This is a genomic window from Paenibacillus ihumii (assembly GCF_001403875.1).
In the GTDB taxonomy this organism is placed as follows: Bacteria; Bacillota; Bacilli; order Paenibacillales; family Paenibacillaceae; genus Fontibacillus; species Fontibacillus ihumii.
Genome location: NZ_LN884299.1, coordinates 827,761 through 847,882, shown reverse-complemented (window position 1 = coordinate 847,882; position 20,122 = coordinate 827,761). Strand labels below are relative to the sequence as shown.

Genomic DNA, 20,122 nt, shown 5'->3' with positions numbered 1-20,122 from the left:
GATGGATACGGCTGCATTTATTATGTTTTTGGCTATCGTTGCCCTGACACTCGTTATTACCTACTGGGCTTCTAAGAAAAATAAATCTGCAAGCGAATTCTACACGGCTGGCGGCGGATTGACTGGATGGCAGAACGGGATGGCGATTGCCGGAGACTATATGTCAGCGGCTTCGTTCTTAGGAATTGCGGGCTCGATTGCGTTAGCCGGGTTTGATGGATTTTTCTACAGCATCGGATTCCTCGTCGCTTATTTAGTCGTCCTATTTCTGGTCGCGGAGCCTTTAAGGAATTTAGGAAAATATACATTTGCGGATATGATCGCCGTTCGCTTTAAAGCTGCAAAAATTCGCGGGTTCGCTGCGTTTAACACGATGGTCATCTCCATCTTCTACATGATTGCCCAGCTTGTAGGTGCAGGAGCTCTGATCAAGCTGCTTCTCGGCATTGATTTTGCAACCTCCGTGATCATCGTTGGGATTCTCATGACCGTCTATGTCACTTTTGGCGGAATGCATGCTACGAGCTGGGTACAGATTATTAAGGCGGTTCTGCTGATGGGCGGAACGCTTCTCATCTCGATTTTGGTGCTGCATAAATTCAACTGGAGTGTCATAGGCATGTTCGATCAGGTCAAAGAAGCAACGCCGCTCCAAGAGAAATTTCTTAATCCGGGCGTGAGGTATAAAGATGGGCTGGATACCCTGTCCTTGACGATGGGGTTAGTCCTTGGAACCGCAGGCCTTCCTCATATTCTTATCCGTTTCTTTACGGTTAGGAATGCCAAAATAGCCCGCAGCTCCGTTGTATACGCAACTTGGATCATCGGCCTTTTTTATGTGATGACGATTTTCCTGGGCTTTGGCGCTGCCGCCTTTGTGGGAAATGGCGATATTACCGCTGCAGATCAAGCGGGGAACATGGCAGCTCCGCTGCTCGCACAGGCGCTGGGCGGCAATATGCTGTTTGCCTTTGTCTCGGCCGTAGCCTTCGCGACGATTCTCGCCGTTGTAGCAGGATTGGTGCTTACTGCCGCGGCGGCCTTCTCCCATGACTTCTACAATCAAATCTTGAGAAAAGGGAAGGCGACCGAGAAGCAGCAGGTTAACATGGCACGGTGCGCTTCTATCGGGATTTCTGTCATTTCCATTATTCTGGCTCTATTTGCCCAAAATCTGAACGTTGCCTTCCTGGTATCGCTGGCGTTTGCCGTTGCTGCCAGTGCGAACCTGCCTGTTATTCTATACACGATTTTCTGGAGACGATTCAATACAAATGGGGCGATCTGGGCTATGGTGGTTGGGCTGATCGCCTCCGTGGGCCTCGTTATCGTCAGTCCAAACGTATTTCATCCTGAAGCCGGGAAGGCCATTTTCGTGGGGCAGCCATGGTTTCCGTTGACGACTCCGGGTATTGTCTCCATTCCGCTTGGCTTCATCGCTGGTTTTATAGGCACCATGCTGTCGCGAAAAAAAGGCAAAGCAGACCACCAAGTCGAGTTCGATGAAATTCTCGTACGTTCCAATACGGGAATGGGTAACACGGTGATGTAATTGCATTTATAATACTAAGATTTCACATTGGATGTAATTATGCTCTCAGACCTTGATTGGCTTAATGCCTTTCAGGGTTTCTTTATTAGGCGGGGCTTCACAAAGACATCAGGTGATGACTTTGGATACGCTACCTTTTGATTTCAATCCATTGCAGGGGGGTGGTTGTTATTGTAAAATCCTAGTTAAAAGAATGAAAGTAGAATAGTATATTCCAAATTTGATGAAAGAATGGAGAATGTGAATTGAGGAAATATGGCATAATGGCATTATTGTTTGTTTTACTCTCCGGGTTGGGAGGCGAGTTTTCATCTATGGCCTTTGCCGAGGAAGCTCAATCCGGGTCATCCGGCCAAGCTGGGCAGGGCCAGTTGACGGATCAGGCCGATAGTGAAGTTAAAAATGCTATTGTACTGAGCGTGAACGGCTCCAAAGCATACATAAACGGTCAGCAGAAGAGCATTGATCCCAGCCAACCGGCAGTTACCCCGTTTATTGAGGAAGGCACTACGTTCATTCCGTTAAAATTCATATCCGAGCAGCTTGGCGGAACGATGTCCTGGGATCCCAAGACCAAAGAAATAAGTATCGTCATTAACGGTAATAAGGCCCGCATCAAGCTGGGGGAAACTAAGCTAACTGTCAATGATCGGGTCATATCCATGAGCGCTCCCGGTAAAACCGCAAACGGTACCACCTATATGCCTTTAAGAAACGTTGTGGAAGATATTTTTCAGAAGAATCTTTTTTATAAAGACGGAATCATCATTATTAGCCAGGAAAAGAATACATACTCTGACAGCACGCTGGCCGAGCTGAAAAGAACTTTAAATCCTTACGTTGTTTATTCTGCAGGGTTGAACTTATTTCATATCTATGCTGACGGTACGACAGAAAATAAAAAGATAAAGTTTAATGACGCAGTACAACCGTTCATAATGAATGTAAGTGAGGGTCATTTTTATATAGAAGACTCCACCTATAACTTAACCAAAAGATTCTACCACAAGGTAGACCTGCAAGGGAATGTAATATCCACTTTCGAAAGTAAATGGAGCGACGCGTTGAGTTTTGTCTTTAGCAAAGGGGGGATTCAGTATTACAATTCCAACAAGTACCAACTTTACACGGTCAATGATGATGCCCCTTCTCAACCTCAGTTCTTAGGTAAAGGCTATCTAGCTGAAGGAAATGTCTACATGGAGGGCACAACTTTATGGTTCACAAGCCACGTAGACGGGGATTATAGGATCTACAAATTGAAGGACGGCAAGAAGACGCCACTATCAAAGAAGGATTCCTATCTGAAATATGTTAATGATAATTGGATTTATTATGGCTACTATGAAAACAAGCGGTGGACTCTGTATAGAATGACGAAGGACGGAGGACAAGATACGAAGTTGACCGGAGATGCTGATGTGGGCCATTCGGTGATTTATAATCAAAAAATATATTACCTCGACAATCAAGCCAAAGAATTGCGCGAAATGAATCTGGACGGTTCTAATAAACGGGTAATCTGCAAATTGTCCAAGCTGGGGATATCGATCATGCAGTTTGACGGAAGGGATATCTACATTGTCGAAAACAATCAGGACGGCCACTGGCTGGATGCTACCCAAACTTTATATAAAGTCAGCCTATCCAATGGAACAAAGCAGAAGCTAGTGGAGCTCCCGCTGGAATTCGATAATGGTTGGGTCCGCATTAAGAACGTTTACTCCCTGGGAGGGGTTGTCTATTACAGCTTAGGCAATAAGATCTATGCGATAAACGCCGTCGGTTCCAAACCGAAAGAGTTTGACGTATTGGATGCTTACTACTTCAGTCGAGTTTACAGCCTGAAGGTTGAATGATACCGAATCGGGCACCCCTGCTTATGAGTGGCTTAAGCTACTCATAAGCAGGGTTTTTTGTGATCTGACAATCTCAAATTATACCTAGTGCATTATATTTACGGTAGGAGGATTTACCACCAACATATAGTAAAATAGTTCGAAAAACATACGGTGGATATTGTGGAAATATTAAGGCAAGCAGGAGCTAAGGTGTACAATGAATCGCTGCACTCAGAATTAAGTGAGGCTGTGGTAAATAATAATTTGTATGAAACTAGGGAGTTACTGCGGGCAGGTGCGAATCCTGATGCAACGGTCTCGACTAATGATGGAGAAATTGAATCCTCGGATGGCATTTCCGTGCTATGGTACGCTGTATATAAAGGCTAATCTGAAATCGCCAATCTGCTTCTCGAGAGTGGGGCGAGCCGACGTGAATATGAAAGACACTAATGGATTGACAGCATTAGATTATGTCAATCAATATAATAACTACGAGACCACAAGTCTTCTTGAGCAATGGTAAGAGAAGCGGTGCGGTGCTGCGAGTATTCTAGATGGAGCGGTTCATCAATATTGTAGAAATGGTTAACGGTCTTTATAATTTATATATAGGTTTACCAACCCATCAGTGTGTAACAATATAGAGGTGTCGAATATCCTCCACAAAGGGGCTGTTGAATCATGTCAATTCGTTTAACAGATCAAAAGATTGTTCCGCATTTATGGTACGACAAGGGGGCAAAAGAAGCAGCAGAGTTTTACGTCTCCTTATTCCCGGACTCAAAAATGACGAGTGTCACCACATTACATAACACACCGTCTGGCGATAGTGATCTAGTCTCCTTTGAAATTTGGGGTCAGAAGTTTATGGCGATCAGCGCGGGACCTCATTTTAAAATCAATCCGTCAGTGTCTATCATGGTTAATTTTGACCCCTCTCGAGACAAAGATGCGGAAGAGAGATTGAATGAGGTTTGGAACAAATTATCGGATGGCGGCACAGCGTTAATGCCGCTTGATAAGTATCCGTTCAGTGAAAGATATGGATGGATTCAGGATAAGTACGGTATGACGTGGCAGTTAATTCTTACCAACCCCGAAGGCGAAGAGCGCCCTGCGATCCTGCCGTCGATGTTGTTTGTCGGTGAGGTATGCGGGAAAACGGAAGAGGCAATTCATTTTTACTTGTCCGTATTTAAGAATTCAAAGCAGGGACTTACTGCCCGCTACCCCAAAGGCATGGAGCCCGATAAAGAAGGGACGATCATGTTCGCTGAGTTCATGCTGGAAAATCAGTGGTTTACCGCCATGGACAGCGCGCATGAGCATAGATTCAGCTTCAATGAGGCAGTTTCATTTGTGGTGTATTGCGACACACAAGATGAAATTGACTACTACTGGAACAAGCTCTCTGCAGTTCCTGAAGCCGAACAATGCGGCTGGCTGAAAGATAAGTATGGTCTGTCCTGGCAGATTGTGCCGAGAGAGATGGACGAGATGATGAGCAAGGGTACACCGGAGCAGATGGCTTCCGTCACAGAAGCATTTCTTAAAATGAAGAAATTTGATCTTGCGAAATTACAGGAAGCTTACAACAGACCATCTGACTCTGTACAATAATTTAACGGCGGCGAATTGTGGTCTTACATCGACGGTTCGCCTCATACGTAACCCGCTCACTGAGCGGGCTTTCCTATTTTCCAATTCGGCTTTCTATGGAAACTAGTTGAGATAGGCGCAGCGAATAATCTAGGGACGGCAACGGAATATTAAATCCGAGAGGCTTAATTAGTAAAAAATTCAGGGGTAAAGAGATGAGCCTAAAGGATTTTGAAGGCCGTGTCGTATTAATTACTGGAGCTGCAACCGGGATTGGCCGTGCCACAGCGATTGCCTTTGCACGTCGTGGTGCGAAGGTAGCCATTGGCGACGTGAATGAGCAAGCCAATGAAACAGTTGAAATGATTCAAAAAGAAGGCGGAGAAGCCGCATTCTTTAAAACAGATGTAACAAACTCGAAAGACGTAAAATCGCTTGTCGAACAAACAGTAAAGCATTTTGGCGGATTGCATCACGCCTTCAATAATGCAGGAATTTTAAATAAACCCGCAAAATTCGCAGAAATTGAAGAGGATGTATTTGATCAAGTCATGGCCGTTGACGTCAAAGGCGTATTTCTTGCGGTAAAATATGAACTTGAATATATGGTTGCTAACGGTGGTGGCACCATTGTAAACACGGCTTCGGTAGCGGGTTTAATCGCCGATCCTAATATGGCACCCTACGTTGCTGCAAAACATGCAGTTACTGGTTTAACCAAAGCAGCTGCATTTGACTACGCCCAAGATGGCATTCGTGTAAACAGCGTTGCACCAGGTTTAACTGAAACACCTATGACTCAAATGTGGAAGGACGACGAAGAAAAATGGGCTGAAGTTACTTCGAACGTTCCCATGCGCCGTGCCGCTAAACCGGAAGAAATCGCTGAAATGGTCATATTCCTATCTTCCGATGCGGCAGGCTTCTATAACGGATATGTTTATGCCGTCGATGGCGGACAAGTTGCTCACTAATCTGTAGGAATTGTTCTAAATAGAATGCTCATACTTCTAAAGAAGCCACTCAAATTAGAGTGGCTTTTGTTATATATACAGTACTGCTGCAGCATTCGCATAAATCTGCCTAAGGAGCGTAGATTCTTAATCTCAGCAAGGTTTTCCTCACTTTTGAGGCTCGGATCGTCTTTTCAAAAGTAACAAAAAAGGCTTCATGCTTGGTTTAAAGTTCGCCTCAATAATCCAGACCTGAGCATCTCTATCTAATCCTATATCCAAGCCGATCATGTTCTGAGAAGGATAAAACGAACAAAGATACCTTGCAGCTACCAGACATACCAGCTCGATCTTCCGTATCAATTTTTGGATGGAATCAGGCTTCAGATTTGAAGATTCGATCGCCTGCTTAACCGGAATAACCTGCCTGGCGACGTTTGAAATGACATAACCTTCTTCCGCTACTTTAGCAAACATTCCTTTTATTTTCCGTGCGGTATCTTTATTTGCTCTACTTACTACGACTCTTATATCAAAGGGTCTTTTTTCGATCTGGGCTAGCGGGATCCGTTGCTGCACCAAATAACTTTGGTCAAGAATCATTTTGTCAATTTGTTCATATACAGCTTGCTTGCCATCCAATATTATTTTTCTGTCTTCTTTTTGTAGGGCATACCGGTATTTCTCCAAGCGGGAGACTTGGATGATCCCGTAACCGGAATGCCCGAGAGTCGGTTTGAGCATGACGGTTCCGTATTTCGCAATAAATTGCCATAAATTCCGCCTCGTAAATCTTTGCGTTGCTGGTAAATACGGAGCAAGATCTGGGAGGCTCTTTAAAATTTGATATTTTACCCATTTGCTCTCAGAGCGAGTGCGCTGTTTATTGTCGACTTTGTTCATTACGAATAAAACGAACCGCATTCAATCCGATCATCTGAACAGGGACTGAAGGGTTGCCATCCGGTAGAACAGGCGCGACGGAAAGATCGGCGATTTTTAATTTTTTTGTGCCAAAAACATTCAGGAATCCATCGACAACTCCTTCCTCAATCGTCCGCCCCATTTTACATTGTCCTCCAAAATGGTCGAAATTCGTATAAGAAGCTGTGGCATAAGCTGCGAGAAGGGTACGTTTTTCCACCTCATTCGGTATATGGAATATATCTTCGGGAGGGTACACGACGTTGTAAATGCCGCCCGGATCCATTTTGCGGGCTTTCTTCACAATGTTGAACGTCTCAATATACTGATCGACCATATAATTTAAATCATCAGGATCTTCTAATGGATTTAAGTTAATCGAGGGATAAGCTTCGGGATCGCTATGAGTAATACGAATTGTCCCTCTGCTAGCAGGGTTAAGGTCGGAAATCGCAAAACTCATTATATTTGTCGCTTTTTCCGGATCAAATTGCCATCCATTAATGATTACATCTTGAATCGGAATTGCAAATGGCACTGGAAGCCCCACTAATTGAAGGCGCCGGCCCGGGCCGCTTTCTTTTTTAAAGGCACCGGATGTATATGGCTGGTCGGGGTCCGCGGCAAACACCTGCAGCAGTCGGCTTGTTTCCACTTCAACTCCCATGGCCGAAAAATATTGAGTTTGAAAATGCTGCCCCACATTAGGACTGTCGATTAGGGTTTCGATCCCGGCTTCAGCCAAATCCTCCGATCTGCCGATCCCTGAACGCTGTAAAATAGCGGATGAGAAAATTCCCGCAGAAAGAATGATTCCTTTTCGGGCAAATGCTGTTTGGGATACTCCGTTTCGGACATAATCGACACCGACGGCCACGTAAGTCCCTTCTTTGCGTCTGAACCGTATTTTATTCACGGTTGTTTTTGCAAGAATCTCTAACTTCCTGCGCCCGATGCCTATTTCATCCGGCTCGAACTGATCTCCTTGCGTGACAATATTTCGATTCAGATAACCCGTTGCCGTAGAGGAACGCGTAAACATGCCGTCCACTTCTTGTTGAGTAGCTTGAACTTTGAAAGACGCACAATCCCTAATACCGGTATTATAATCCTCCACAATCGGAACACCCAATACCTCTGAGATTGCTTTGCCTATAACGCTGATAAGTCCATCTTCCGGAATAAGCTGTTGCCTGATAAAAATGGGTCCTCTTGTTCCCCGTTCATTAGGGCTCTGGGTGCTTCCCGTATAGGATTCATTCTCTTTGAATAAGGAACGAATCGCTTCATAACTCCATTGAGAACCGACGAGGTCTGACCATTCATCGTACAGATTTCTGCTTCCGCGCACGGCTGCCATGAAATTATGCTGCGAGCTTCCCCCAATGGCTCTCCCGCCTCTTAGTCTAAGCTGATGCCCGATCTTTTGCTCCGTGCTTGAAAGAATGTTGAATGAGAGCTTATTATTATTTGCTTCAAGCTCTGCTGTCTCCAGGGAAGCACTGCTGTTCTGAATATTGGTTCCTGCTTCGAGGACGAGTACTGAGGTTTTTTTGTCGTCCGTCAGCTTTTTGGCAATAACGCCTCCCGCGGTTCCGGCACCGATTACGATATAATCAAACCTTCTCGAATCGGCTGGTTTCCAAATTCCCAATAGGCCCACATCCCTTTAATTAGTTAAAGTGTATGGTTCATTGTATTCCCGCTGGGCAAGTGTGTTATAGGCGTATGTGGACTTTTTGACGTGGTCAAGTGTCATTCATATGTCAGGCTACTTCAGATCAAAGGCTTTGCTCCTCACATATTCCGTATATCCGCCCAATGGCAAATCCTTATCCAGCATAGCGATAAATTTCCCGGACCAGCTGGCCTTCTGCTTGTTGTTCGTTCGCGCGCCGTAATATTCCTCAATTTCCCGGTCATACCGCTCGACTTGTGCTTTAAGATCGTGATTGTACTGGTTTTCAAAAAACACGGCGGACCTGGGCAAGCGCGGCTTTTGCTCAGGGAATTCATCGGGGACGCCTACCGCAAGACCCACCAAAGGAATGACGAAGTCCGGCAGTTCCAGCCATTGGTCCAGTTCCGGCAGAGCCCCGGTAATCCCGCCGATGATCACGGCGCCTAGCCCCATCGATTCGGCCGCCAAATTGGCGTTTTGCAGGGCAAGCGCGGAGCTTAGCACAGCAGTCTGGTAAAAATACGAGAAGTTCAGGTTGGCGCCCATTTTTTCCTGTTGGTCGGGGGCGGCGGCCAGCATCATGCGATGAAGATCCGCGCAAAAGATAAAAAAGTAGCCGCATTTCTCAATCCACGGATTTTCCGATCGGGCTGCGATCTTCTTTAGCAGTTCCTGATCCGTGACGCCGATGATCGAGAACGGCTGCATATGCGCCGAAGTTGGCGCCATTTGCGCCGCTTCGACGATGACTTCGATTTGCTCGCCGGTCAACGGGGCATTTTTAAACTTGCGGATGGAGCGATGCTGGCGGATGACTTGGATAACCTCATTCATAAAATTTCCCTCCAAATATGGTTTCTGTAGAAGCTGCATGAAGACCGCATTTCGCATTATGGTTTCCATGGAAACAATATTAGCAAGGATGTAACGAGCTGTCAAATGGTTTCCGTGGAAACCATGGTATAATGGAGAGAAAAAAAGGTAGGCTTGCCTTATGCCAGATATAAATGATGATTTGCTTCAGCTCAAAAACCGCATTGAAAAATCAATATACCGGATCCTCATCAGTGAAAGCGACGAGGATCAAGACCGGCTTTGGCTGACGGAGCGCGTCGCCGACCATCGGCTGAAAAAGCTGGTGCCCCGCCTATCCATCTCCAGCCTGCATGTTCTGGACGTCATCTATATGCATGACGGCATTATAGGAATCGATATCGCCCGCGAAATGGGCTTAACGAAAGGCGCCGTCTCCAAAATTACCCGTAAATTGCTGGAGCAGGGTTTGATTCGGAAAACCCAGCTGCCAGACAACCTGAAGGAAATTTATTTCTCCGTGACTCCGCTTGGCGCCGAATTGGCCGAACTGCATCGGCTGTTTCACCAGGAGAAGGATCAGAAGGCAATGGAACTGTTGGCGAGCTTCGACGGGCCATCTTTGGAAATTGTGGCAGACTTTCTGGAGAAGCTGGCCAGTCTGAAGTAGCTTGCGGGGGTTCAAGCTGGCATAGAATAGCTGTCGGTCAACTGCTGTATCGCTTTTCTTGACCGATTCACGGCTCAAAAATAGATTTTGTAAAATGAATGGTTTATCCTAATTATGTAGGACGATTTAACAAAAGCCGGTTTATTGTAAAATGCAAACACTCTATATAGAAGGGATCCAAGCCTATGAACACGGATAAGGTTAAGCTAACGTCTTATTCCACTAAGGGAGGTTGCGGATGTAAAATCGGCCCTGGGGACTTGTCGCAAGTATTGCGGTCCTTGCCTTCAATTACACCGGACCCGAATCTTCTGGTTGGGACAGATACGAGTGATGATGCTGGAGTGTATAAACTTAACGATGAGCTTGCACTTGTGCAAACCGTCGATTTTTTCACGCCGATTGTGGATGATCCTTATTCCTTCGGCCAAGTTGCAGCGGCTAACGCGATTAGCGACATTTATGCCATGGGCGGCAAACCGCTCACCGCACTCAACATTGTGGCATTTCCGATACGGACGCTGGATAAGCAGGTACTCGCAGATATTTTGCGCGGGGCGGGAGACAAGATGAAGGAGGCAGGGGTCACGCTGGTAGGCGGCCACTCCATCGACGATAATGAGCCTAAGTTCGGACTTGCCGTAACAGGCCTTATTCACCCGGACAAGGTGCGCACGAATGCAGGAGCTCTTCCGGGGGATAAGCTGATTTTGACCAAGCCAATCGGGGTAGGAATTATGACCACGGCCATCAAGAAGGACAAGCTGTCAGAAGCAGAAGTGGGACGTGTGACCGAGGTGATGGCAACTCTTAATAAGACGGCTGCGGAAAAAATGGAGCCCTTCAACGTACATGCCTGCACGGATGTCACAGGCTTCGGTCTTCTGGGCCACGCACTTGAAATGGCTAAAGGCAGCGGTGTTGGGATAAAGATCTCCGCGTCGAGCGTGCCTGTTCTTCCAAGAGTCAGGGAGCTTGCGGAAGAAGGCTTTGTTCCAGGGGGAACGAAGAACAATTATGCTCATGTTCGGGATTCCATCACATTTCCGGAGTCGTTGGATGAGATCGGGCAATGGATTTTGTGTGATGCCGTAACCTCGGGAGGCCTTCTGATCTCGGTTGCCGGCGATCAAGCGGAGGAACTGCTCAGCAGCCTCAAACAATCGGGAGTGGAAGCGGGCATCATTGGGGAAACGACAATCGATCACCCTGGGCGCATCGTTGTGCTTTAAGCGGGGAATCAGGATGGTAAGGAGACGATTGTTTTGTTTCAGGACATGAACATAGATGAGCTACTAGCGCTAAGACACAATAGAGAAATTGTAACGATTGATGTACGTTCACCCTCTGAGTTCAACGATGCGACTATTCCAGGGAGCCTGAATATTCCATTTTTTGACGATGCAGAGCGGGCGGAGATTGGCACCATCTACAAGCAGGTCAGCGTGAAAGCCGCAATGGACAGAGGGCTGGAGTTGTTCTCGGCCAAGCTTCCCGCTTTTATTAAACAGTTCGAGCAAATTCAAGGGACCAAGGCTGTTTTCTGTTGGCGTGGCGGTATGCGCAGCCGAACAACGGCGACGGTATTAGCGTTAATGGGCATCAAGGTTTACCGGCTAACAGGAGGTTTTCGCACCTACCGAAGATGGGTTGTGGAGACGCTCGAACAGTTTGATCTTAAACCACGACCTGTCGTTCTATTGGGGAATACGGGCACTGGCAAAACGGCTATCCTAAGACAGCTGAAACACGAAGGGTATCCGGTGCTTGACCTGGAAGGCATGGCCGGACATCGCGGCTCCGTATTCGGACATGTTGGTATAAAGGCAAACAATCAGAAAACGTTTGATTCGCTTCTCGTCACGGATCTGCTTGAGCTGCAACAATCGCCATATGTGCTAATGGAAGGTGAGAGCAAGCGGATCGGCAAAGTGGTGCTTCCGGATTTTCTCATAAGCAAGAAGGAACAGGCCATGCAGCTATTCATTCAATTGCCGCTGGAGGAACGTGTCCGTCAGATCGTGGCGGATTACAAGCCACAGGAACACAAGCCGGAATTGATTCAAGGATATAATCTAATCAAGGAGCGCATTCATACGCCAATAGCCAAAGAGATCACGATGAACTTGGAGACGGATCAGTTCGAGGAGGCAGTCAGGCTGCTATTGGAGTACTATTACGATCCGCGTTATGAATATGCTATGAAGCAATATCAGCAAGAAAAAAAGATAATTGAAGCGAATACTGTGATAGAAGCGGTGCAAGGAGTGAAGGATTTCCTAGCTAACCGATTCTAACTGCTGCATACTTATAGCCCGCTCGTTGAGCGGGTTATTTTATATTTATCTCCTTCGCAGAAATATTGCTCTACTGTCATGGGGGGATGCCTGTAGAGCACGATGTTTGCGTTCATGAAGCAGAAGCTGTGGGGATCGAAATACGAGCTTGTTTTGACAATTATCGACAAAATAAATGATGTACATCCATTATGATATTGTTGTATTATTAGGATAATAAAGTAATTAAGAATAATTATTACCATAATATTTTAATGGTAAGAGTTTAACCGCAATAATGAAATCATAAGAATGCAAAGTAGTTAGGCCACTTATGTAGGGAGGTATACGGATTGATCAAAAATATCCTTACCGTAGGTTTTCCGCGACAATTAATTGAAGCACTGGCCCACCGGGACGATCTAAATTTTTATGTGCTTGAGGAAGAGGAGTTATATAGGAACAACCGTGTTGCGCAGTATGAGTACCCGATTATGAAGGAAGTCATTCTTACAGAGTATATGCATTCGGAGGCATTTAAGGATATTGTCAGAGAATTGGATGCACGTCTGAAGTTCAGTGCTGTGATTCCAGCGCGTGATTATGCGGTCAGGGCTTCCGCGACGATTGCGGAAATGCTCGGATTGCCTGGACTCGGAGAGAAGGCGGCCCGATGTCTTACTCATAAGGCGCTGCTTAGAGAAATCTGCGCTGAATACAATATACCACATCCCCGTTTTAAGAAAATAGAATCCCTGAAGGATTTGCAGGAATTCGTCCTTGATAAACCCGTTATTTTCAAGCCGGCCAATAGACAAGCCAGTTTGGGAATCAGCAAGATCGAAAGAAGGGAAGACATCCCGGATGCATGGGAATATACAACGTCAGCCCAAGAGGATGGTAGGCGTATTGTGTCTACAAGACAAATCCCCAAGGAATATATTGCTGAAGAATACATAGAGGGATTTGAGGTAAGCATAGAATCTTTCGTTCAGGGCGGCCATCCCATTTTTCATAACATTACGGTGAAAACGACCGGAGAGAATTTCATAGAATTACAGCATGTTGCTCCTGGGGATCTGGATCCGGCCCTTCAGGATAGTCTTATTCAGCATAAAGAAAATTTTATCCGGGCATTGAGCGTACAGGATGGAACGCTTCATTCTGAATGGAAAATTGATAATGGAAGCCCCTATATTATAGAATGTGCCGGCAGAACACCGGGCGATTGCATTGTGGATCTGATCAGCGAATCCTATCAATTTAACTTCTATAATGAGTTTTGCAATCTTCTATGCGGAGAAACGCCGCAAATTCAGAACCATCCTACCCGGGTGAGCGCCATACGATTCTTCACGCCCCATCCTGGTGTCCTCAAAGAAATCCAAGGTCTGGAAACGTTGCAGCAGCCGGACATTATTGCATTCAACCTCACAGTAAAACCTGGAGACACCATTGCACCTTTACGCTCCTCTTGGGATCGTGTGGGCTATTTCATTGTAACGGCACAAAGCCATAAAGACTTGAATCATAGAATAGAGGACGTATTAAAACAAGTTACATTTGTTCTAGAAGAAGCAACTGAATATGGCAAGGAGTCGGATTATGCAAAATCGGAGTCTTTTATTCGTTAATACCGCCCAAAGAAATAAAATTAGCACGCTTCAGACTGCGAAGGATCTAGGCTATAACGTATTGGTGGTAGGTACGGAGCTGCCTGAATTCGCAAAGCCGTATGTCGATCAATTTTTTCATGCAGACCCCTACAATACAGACGAAGTTCTTGATGTATTACGGAAGGCATATAAAGAATTCCCGTTTCACGGCGTAATTACCTTTTGGGACAGGGATGTCATGCCTGTAGCCATTATTGCGAATGCATTCAATCTGTGCGGCAGCACTGTGGATTCAGCGGAGAAGGCAAGGAACAAGAGAAGAATGCGTGAATCGCTAAAAGAGCGGGGAGTTGCCCATCCAAGATTCCATAAGATTACCTGCTTGGAGGATGCGCAGCAGGCGGCTTCTAAGATGGACTTCCCCGTCATATTAAAACCGGTGGGAGCTTCATCAAGCAAAGGGATCTTCAAGGTGGAGGATCCTTCACAATTAGAAGATACCTACCATCAGATGACGGCAGTCGTCCGGCCGGATTTAGATACCATGTACTCTTTTTATTCAGATGAATTCCTTATGGAGGAGTTCATGGAAGGACAGGAGGTTAGTGTCGAAGGCATTGTCTCGCATGGCGAAGTGTATATAGCTGGCATTACGGAGAAATGGGTAGACAGTTATTTCGGCGAATACCAGCATGCCTTTCCCGCAAGATTGCCTGCGGATCTGAAGGAAGAGCTGATGCAGCTGACAAAGGATAGTGTAGCGGCATTAGGGCTGGACTACTGCGCCTTCCATACGGAGATCAAGATTACTCCTGCAGGCTGCAAGATTGTTGAAGTGAACGGCCGGCTTGGCGGCGACTTTATCAATACGCACTTGGTTCCGCTAGCCACGGGGATTGATATTGTACGAGCCAATATCCTGGCCGTCATGGGAGAGGATATCTCCTTGGCGAGCACCAAAATGGGTGGAGCCTGTATCCGGTATCTGATCGCTGACAGGGAAGGCCAGGTTGAAGGGTGGGAGGGCATTAAAGAGGTTCTTCAAATGCCGGGTGTTGTGGAATTTGGTGTGGAGAAGGAAGCTGGAAGCACGGTAGCTCTGCCTCCCGGCAAATTCTACGACACACGCTTGGCTTATGTCGTAACAAGCGGTGAAGATACGACTCAGGCCATCGAATTGGCGGAGGCCGCACTGGAAAAAGTGAAATGTATCATTAAGTGAGCAAGACTGGGGTTCTACAACTGGCGCACCGCAGATAACCTCCTCAAGTTATGAAATTGAGGAGGTTTATCGTTCCTTATTGAGGAATATTTTGGCCGATATGATATTTAAACATATTTAAGGAATTAAATAGGAATTTCTGAAGGTGGGTTACGGTGTGTCAACGTTCCTGGCAGGAACGACAACGAAAAAGGAAATAGGAGGAGTATATGCCTACTAATGTGAAGCCAGCAGTGACCTCGAATATCCAAAAGCTGATTCATTTGCTTTTGAACTCCCCTTCATTCGAGGACAGCTGCGAAATGATCCGAACAGCGGAAATTTCGGAAAGAGACGTCGAGCCTTATCGACATTTCCACGCATCATCTTATGGTAGGAATTTAGTTTTTACATGTGAGAAATTTGAAATTATTCTTATGTGCTGGAGGGAGGGCCAAGAGTCAGCCATTCACGATCACTCCCAGTCAGATTGCATCCTGCGCTGCATTAGCGGCAGATTTGAAGAGCTGGTATACACCTTGGAGCCCTCCAACAAGCTCCGGCATGTCCAATCAAGAATAATTGAAGCCGGAGATATCTCTTACATCAATAACGATCTGGGTCTTCACAAGATTCGGAATTCAGTTCACGGCGTGTCTCTTGCACTCCACTTTTATTTCCCCGGAATCAGCCAATTTCAAGTCTTTGATGAAGCCGAAGAGAATGATCCCAAAGTGGTGCACAGTACATTTACAAGCAGGTTCGGCAGGCTGTAGCGTCCATGATTATTTAATTATTTATTATATAATAGGAGGCCATTTATGAATATCACGAAGAGAATGGAGCCTTCCAGAGTGAGCACACAAGAATTTGAAGAGATTTATTTACCGGATGACATTAGCCATAAGATCAAGCAATACATCGATGCCGGATTGAAAGAACTGAACCCTTATACCTGCGATGAGACGAAGGTGTACTCTTTTGCAGAAAGCATGGTTTATGAACTATTGGAGCATGCTAGCAAAGGTAGAGATCCCCATGCAGAGAAGCTCATCATGATGATTAAAAGAGCGAACTCCGGAGACAATATCCCGCCTCTCTTTATCAGAAATACACCGTTTGATCCTCTGAATTCGCTGCTTCCTGCCGAAAACCGGACAGGGTTTAACTATGGCGGTAATGAAAACGATAGAATGAAGCAATTTTTTTACGCCGAATGGATATCGTGGCTGTTTGCCGCACTGTTCAACCACGAGAGTGTGCTGCATCCTTCCGAGCACGGAGGCAATAATAGATTTCATTTTATTACACCTGTCAGCTTTGAAGATGAGAAGCTGCGCGATACGGGAGCGAGCACGGGCGGAGGCGAGTTCTATCAGCATAGTGATGCTACCGTGTATACCGAACTGGAAAATGAAGAGGACATCCAGATCAGGCTCGCGAAGTTCAATTCCAGCTTGTCCGTGGTTTCCGAGCGTCTGAAGAGACCGGTAGCTCAGATCGTCTCGGAAATGACGAGCCGCAAGTTCACAAGAGTGGATGCTCTGCTGCTGAAGGGAATATTAAATAAAAGCACCAAAACGCATATTGGAACGCCAAAGCTCCTTCAAGAGCATCTTGAGAGCAATGGCTTTAGCAAAGAGCAGATGTGGGCCTTAAGCAAAATGCCAATCGCCCATATTGCAGGCCCCGCGGATGGAGAGATATCCGGCTATGTGGGGGAAATCAATCAGATTATAAGTGTGGACGACAATGGGGACATTTTGTCTACATGCCTGAACGGTGCAGAGAGCCGCATGATTTATGTTGGAAGCTCGGAAGAGGATGAACGATTGTTTGATACATTTTTAGGATTGCTGCGAACGATGCCAACCTATCATTTCTTGCTGACTTCTAGTGATTTGCTGTTCATTCCTAACTCGTCCTATGGCAAGCAAACCAATGTAACCCACGGCAGAGGAAGATTAACGGACGATGAATACCGCATCCCGATCGGAGAGAACAAATTCGGAAGAAGAATGCATTGCAGGCAGTATGTATCAAGCAGAGCACGTGATCACAAGGCAAGCTATTTTGGTGCGATCCTACAATAATTACAAGTCTGGTACGCAGGGAGATGGGTCCATATCGGACTATGTCTCCCTGTGCAGTTCTCTAACGAACAGAGGTGGAATCCACGTATGGGCAAGTTATTTAAAATACCGTATTCGGTGTTTGTGATTTGCATCGATTACTTGATCATTCATTTTGGGTATTTCTCTACATTGCCTATCTTCGCGATCCTGCTGACACAGAAGGATTACACAGTAGACCAAGTAGCGATCGCGGCTTTTGTGTTTATTGCGGCGCTCAGGAGCGGGCGTTTTTTTCTAGGGCCGTTTCTAGATGGCATACAGCCGAAGACAATTATTATAACCGGTGTGTTTTTTGCCGGCTTCTCCTTTTTATTGATCGGCTTTGTCAACTCCTACCCCTTATTGCTGTTATGCCTATGTCTGATTGGCCTTGGTCAATCGGCGAACGGGCTTGCGGGCAAGTCCGTTTTGTCAACGCTTGGCAGCCGGGATGGGAATGCCTTGCAGTATTTCTCCACCTTGAATGTATTCGTCAACATCTCCGCCGTTTTTGGACCGCTCTTTGGAACTTATCTGCTAACGAATGGGTATCAGGATCATGTCTTCCAGATCACAGGGGCATTCTACGTCTTCACCGGGATCATTATTTTATTTCTGTTTCGAAAAGTGGACATATCCGAATCCCAAGCAGCGGGATTTAGTTTCTTCAAGCGCTATAAGACCGTTCTGACGGATCGGAAGTATGTCCAATTCCTTTTCTTCAATGCAGTAGGCTGGTTTTGTTATGCGCAGCTATTCATGGCGCTGCCTTACTTCGTCTCGCTTCGTTATGGCATGGAGAACAAGATGGGGCTGCTCTACGTATTGAATGCGGTGTTAATTATTGCCTTTCAAATGGTTGTCAGCTCCTTAATCAAGAAGCACCTGCCTGCAGGCAAGGAGAATACCCTTCTTTTATTTGCCTATATGCTGTTTGGCCTCTCGTTTCTTAGTGCCACGGCATATCCGTCTTTTTATGTGCTTTTTGGAACGGTCATCCTGTTTACGTTGGCTGAGATGATCTTTACTCCATCTGTGGATACGATCGTATCCAATCTGGCTAAGTCGGATCAGCGAATGACCTACTTTAGCTTCCTTGGCCTCTCTACGGCAATTGGTGAGGGACTGGGGAGCTTTGTCGGGCTTAAGATTTTGGATTTCTGGAACACGCGAGGGCACTTCGAGCTCTTCTGGGCGTCTATTGCCATGATCGCAGGCATTGCCTGCGTGCTTCTCTGGATGATGACATTACGCCGCTCCTCCCATGTTGCAAAGGATAATGTTAAAAGTATGGAGCAGTGATTAACTAAATGAATAGAAGCTATGGTATAATTTGTATGTAAATTATACTGAAACGGGAGAACTGGAAAATGGGCTATCAGATGGATTACTTTCAGCTTAATCGGATGGAGCTGAACGAGCTTTATGACAACCTGAAGGGAAAATACGACGGGTTCTTGAATCAGCAATTGAGATTGGATATGTCTAGAGGAAAGCCATGTCCGGAGCAACTCGCACTCTCAAGCGAGATGTTAACGAATATAGCGCCAGAAGATCTGGCTGAGCAGGATGGCATGGATTATCTGAACTATGGGGGAATCGATGGCATTCCGATGGCTAAAGCTTTTTTCTCCAATATGCTTGGGGTTGGCATGTCGGAAATTATGATCGGCGGCAACTCCAGCCTGAACATGATGTACGATGCAATTTCTCGGGCATTGCATTTTGGGGTTTACGGAAGTGACAGGCCATGGGGTAAGCTGCCAAAGGTCAAATTTTTATGTCCCAGCCCTGGTTATGACAGACATTTTGCTATTTGCGAGCTGTTAAACATTGAGATGGTAGTCGTTGATCTGACAGAGGATGGGCCTGATATGGATAGGGTCGAAAGCCTGGTGAGAGAAGACGATGCCATCAAAGGCATATGGTGTATTCCGAAATACAGTAATCCAGATGGCATTACATATTCCGACGAGACGGTGGATCGGCTTGCCCGAATGGATACGAAAGCAGAGGATTTTCGTATTTTCTGGGATGATGCCTATACGGTCCATCATTTAACGGAAGACCATGAGCCGCTAAAAAATATACTCACAGCCTGCAAGGAAGCAGGTCATCCGGACCGTGCTTTTATATTCGGTTCCACTTCCAAGATTACCTTCCCTGGAGCAGGAGTAGCTGTATTGGCCGCTAGCGAGAATAACTTGAATTTTATGCGCAAGCAGGTTGCTGTTCAGACTATTGGTCCGGATAAAGTCAACCAGCTCAGGCATGTTCTCTTTCTGAAAGATATGGATCATTTGCACATGCATATGAGAAAGCATGCCGCGATCATCAAGCCCAAATTCGACCTGGTGCTAAATAAGCTGGAAGCGGAATTGGGTGGTCAGCATATTGCGTCCTGGAGCAAGCCCAAAGGCGGATACTTCATTAGTCTGAACACGCTGGACGGCTGTGCTCAAGAGGTGGTTAATATGGCCGCGAAGGCAGGCGTTACGCTGACCAAGGCAGGCGCCACCTTCCCTTACGGGCGTGATCCAAGGGATCGCAACATCCGAATCGCCCCAACGTATCCTTCCTTGAAGGAGCTTGAAACTGCAATTGACGTTTTATGTCTTTGCGTGCAAATGTCAAGCGTTAGGAGAATTCTGGAGCATTCGCCGGCATAAATATTTTTGATGTCTACTCATTCTATTTCTATAGCTCTGTACTTCACTCTGCCCTTATATAAAGAGCCTAATTTCTTAGAGCTTAAGTAAGAAATTAGGCTCTTTTTCTATCCGCGCTTCTGCAGTTGTTCTCTTGTGCATGTCAAGCTGTACAAGCCTCATCGGCACTTTTGCTGCAAGACATAATACAAGTTATCGCCATCATGGCAT

At 46.1% G+C, this 20,122-nt stretch carries 16 protein-coding genes; 13 read left to right on the top strand and 3 right to left on the bottom strand.

Annotated elements, in window-relative coordinates:
* Position 1 precedes the first annotated feature (1 nt).
* The 4 genes from BN2762_RS11525 (at position 2) to BN2762_RS11505 (ending at position 5,969) form a co-directional block, all read left to right on the top strand.
* Positions 2–1,552: a solute symporter family protein gene (locus BN2762_RS11525; protein ID WP_055107132.1), complete on the top strand. Its 1,551-nt coding sequence runs from the start codon at positions 2–4 to the stop codon at positions 1,550–1,552.
* Positions 1,553–1,815: 263 nt separating this feature from the next.
* Positions 1,816–3,411, top strand: coding sequence for a stalk domain-containing protein (locus tag BN2762_RS11520; RefSeq protein WP_148499929.1), 1,596 nt, complete (start codon positions 1,816–1,818; stop codon positions 3,409–3,411).
* A gap of 666 nt (positions 3,412–4,077) precedes the next feature.
* Positions 4,078–5,016 (top strand): VOC family protein, encoded by a 939-nt coding sequence (locus BN2762_RS11510; RefSeq protein WP_055107129.1) that lies wholly within the window; start codon positions 4,078–4,080, stop codon positions 5,014–5,016.
* Between the two features lie 194 nt (positions 5,017–5,210).
* Entirely contained in the window at positions 5,211–5,969 is a 759-nt protein-coding gene (locus tag BN2762_RS11505; RefSeq protein WP_055107128.1) for an SDR family NAD(P)-dependent oxidoreductase, read from the top strand.
* 147 nt (positions 5,970–6,116) lie between these two features.
* Here the strand turns inward: BN2762_RS11505 and BN2762_RS11500 are convergent, their stop codons facing one another.
* The 3 genes from BN2762_RS11500 to BN2762_RS11490 form a co-directional block, all read right to left on the bottom strand.
* Positions 6,117–6,851, bottom strand: a complete 735-nt coding sequence (locus BN2762_RS11500; RefSeq protein WP_074048714.1) for a YheC/YheD family protein — start codon at positions 6,849–6,851, stop codon at positions 6,117–6,119.
* Positions 6,832–8,535 (bottom strand): GMC family oxidoreductase, encoded by a 1,704-nt coding sequence (locus tag BN2762_RS11495; protein ID WP_230202497.1) that lies wholly within the window; start codon positions 8,533–8,535, stop codon positions 6,832–6,834. The genes BN2762_RS11500 and BN2762_RS11495 overlap by 20 nt, the downstream gene beginning before the upstream one ends.
* A 108-nt stretch (positions 8,536–8,643) precedes the next feature.
* Positions 8,644–9,387, bottom strand: coding sequence for an NADPH-dependent oxidoreductase (locus tag BN2762_RS11490; RefSeq protein WP_055107126.1), 744 nt, complete (start codon positions 9,385–9,387; stop codon positions 8,644–8,646).
* A 160-nt stretch (positions 9,388–9,547) separates the two neighbouring features.
* Between BN2762_RS11490 and BN2762_RS11485 the strand changes: the two genes are divergently transcribed.
* The 9 genes from BN2762_RS11485 to BN2762_RS11445 all read left to right on the top strand — a co-directional run bounded on the left by BN2762_RS11485 (position 9,548) and on the right by BN2762_RS11445 (position 19,912).
* Positions 9,548–10,036: a MarR family transcriptional regulator gene (locus tag BN2762_RS11485; protein ID WP_055107125.1), complete on the top strand. Its 489-nt coding sequence runs from the start codon at positions 9,548–9,550 to the stop codon at positions 10,034–10,036.
* A 185-nt stretch (positions 10,037–10,221) separates the two neighbouring features.
* A complete protein-coding gene (gene selD, locus BN2762_RS11480) occupies positions 10,222–11,268 on the top strand; it encodes a selenide, water dikinase SelD (protein ID WP_055107124.1) in 1,047 nt (348 codons plus the stop codon).
* Between the two features lie 33 nt (positions 11,269–11,301).
* A complete protein-coding gene (gene mnmH / locus BN2762_RS11475) occupies positions 11,302–12,333 on the top strand; it encodes a tRNA 2-selenouridine(34) synthase MnmH (protein WP_055107123.1) in 1,032 nt (343 codons plus the stop codon).
* Positions 12,334–12,665: 332 nt separating this feature from the next.
* Positions 12,666–13,946, top strand: coding sequence for an ATP-grasp domain-containing protein (locus tag BN2762_RS11470; protein ID WP_055107122.1), 1,281 nt, complete (start codon positions 12,666–12,668; stop codon positions 13,944–13,946).
* Positions 13,918–15,150: an ATP-grasp domain-containing protein gene (locus BN2762_RS11465; protein ID WP_055107121.1), complete on the top strand. Its 1,233-nt coding sequence runs from the start codon at positions 13,918–13,920 to the stop codon at positions 15,148–15,150. The genes BN2762_RS11470 and BN2762_RS11465 overlap by 29 nt, the downstream gene beginning before the upstream one ends.
* A gap of 209 nt (positions 15,151–15,359) precedes the next feature.
* On the top strand, positions 15,360–15,905 hold the full coding sequence (locus tag BN2762_RS11460) for a cysteine dioxygenase (protein WP_055107120.1): 546 nt from the start codon (positions 15,360–15,362) through the stop codon (positions 15,903–15,905).
* Between the two features lie 45 nt (positions 15,906–15,950).
* Complete coding sequence (locus tag BN2762_RS11455) at positions 15,951–17,222, top strand: hypothetical protein (RefSeq protein ID WP_230202496.1); 1,272 nt, start codon at positions 15,951–15,953, stop codon at positions 17,220–17,222.
* Positions 17,223–17,309: 87 nt separating this feature from the next.
* A complete protein-coding gene (locus tag BN2762_RS11450; protein WP_055107119.1) occupies positions 17,310–18,545 on the top strand; it encodes an MFS transporter in 1,236 nt (411 codons plus the stop codon).
* A gap of 68 nt (positions 18,546–18,613) precedes the next feature.
* Positions 18,614–19,912, top strand: a complete 1,299-nt coding sequence (locus BN2762_RS11445; protein ID WP_083484895.1) for an aspartate aminotransferase type Ic — start codon at positions 18,614–18,616, stop codon at positions 19,910–19,912.
* Positions 19,913–20,122: the final 210 nt, after the last annotated feature.

What these genes read in the sequence shown, in the direction of transcription:
- BN2762_RS11510 (WP_055107129.1), top strand. Translation starts at nt 4,078, where the DNA reads ATGTCAATTCGTTTAACAGATCAAAAGATTGTTCCGCATTTATGGTAC.
- BN2762_RS11460 (WP_055107120.1), top strand. Translation starts at nt 15,360, where the DNA reads ATGCCTACTAATGTGAAGCCAGCAGTGACCTCGAATATCCAAAAGCTG.
- BN2762_RS11445 (WP_083484895.1), top strand. Translation starts at nt 18,614, where the DNA reads ATGGGCTATCAGATGGATTACTTTCAGCTTAATCGGATGGAGCTGAAC.
- BN2762_RS11525 (WP_055107132.1), top strand. Translation starts at nt 2, where the DNA reads ATGGATACGGCTGCATTTATTATGTTTTTGGCTATCGTTGCCCTGACA.
- BN2762_RS11465 (WP_055107121.1), top strand. Translation starts at nt 13,918, where the DNA reads ATGCAAAATCGGAGTCTTTTATTCGTTAATACCGCCCAAAGAAATAAA.
- BN2762_RS11455 (WP_230202496.1), top strand. Translation starts at nt 15,951, where the DNA reads ATGAATATCACGAAGAGAATGGAGCCTTCCAGAGTGAGCACACAAGAA.
- BN2762_RS11450 (WP_055107119.1), top strand. Translation starts at nt 17,310, where the DNA reads ATGGGCAAGTTATTTAAAATACCGTATTCGGTGTTTGTGATTTGCATC.
- BN2762_RS11485 (WP_055107125.1), top strand. Translation starts at nt 9,548, where the DNA reads ATGCCAGATATAAATGATGATTTGCTTCAGCTCAAAAACCGCATTGAA.
- BN2762_RS11505 (WP_055107128.1), top strand. Translation starts at nt 5,211, where the DNA reads ATGAGCCTAAAGGATTTTGAAGGCCGTGTCGTATTAATTACTGGAGCT.
- BN2762_RS11490 (WP_055107126.1), bottom strand. Translation starts at nt 9,387, where the DNA reads ATGAATGAGGTTATCCAAGTCATCCGCCAGCATCGCTCCATCCGCAAG.
- selD (WP_055107124.1), top strand. Translation starts at nt 10,222, where the DNA reads ATGAACACGGATAAGGTTAAGCTAACGTCTTATTCCACTAAGGGAGGT.
- BN2762_RS11520 (WP_148499929.1), top strand. Translation starts at nt 1,816, where the DNA reads ATGGCATTATTGTTTGTTTTACTCTCCGGGTTGGGAGGCGAGTTTTCA.
- BN2762_RS11500 (WP_074048714.1), bottom strand. Translation starts at nt 6,851, where the DNA reads ATGAACAAAGTCGACAATAAACAGCGCACTCGCTCTGAGAGCAAATGG.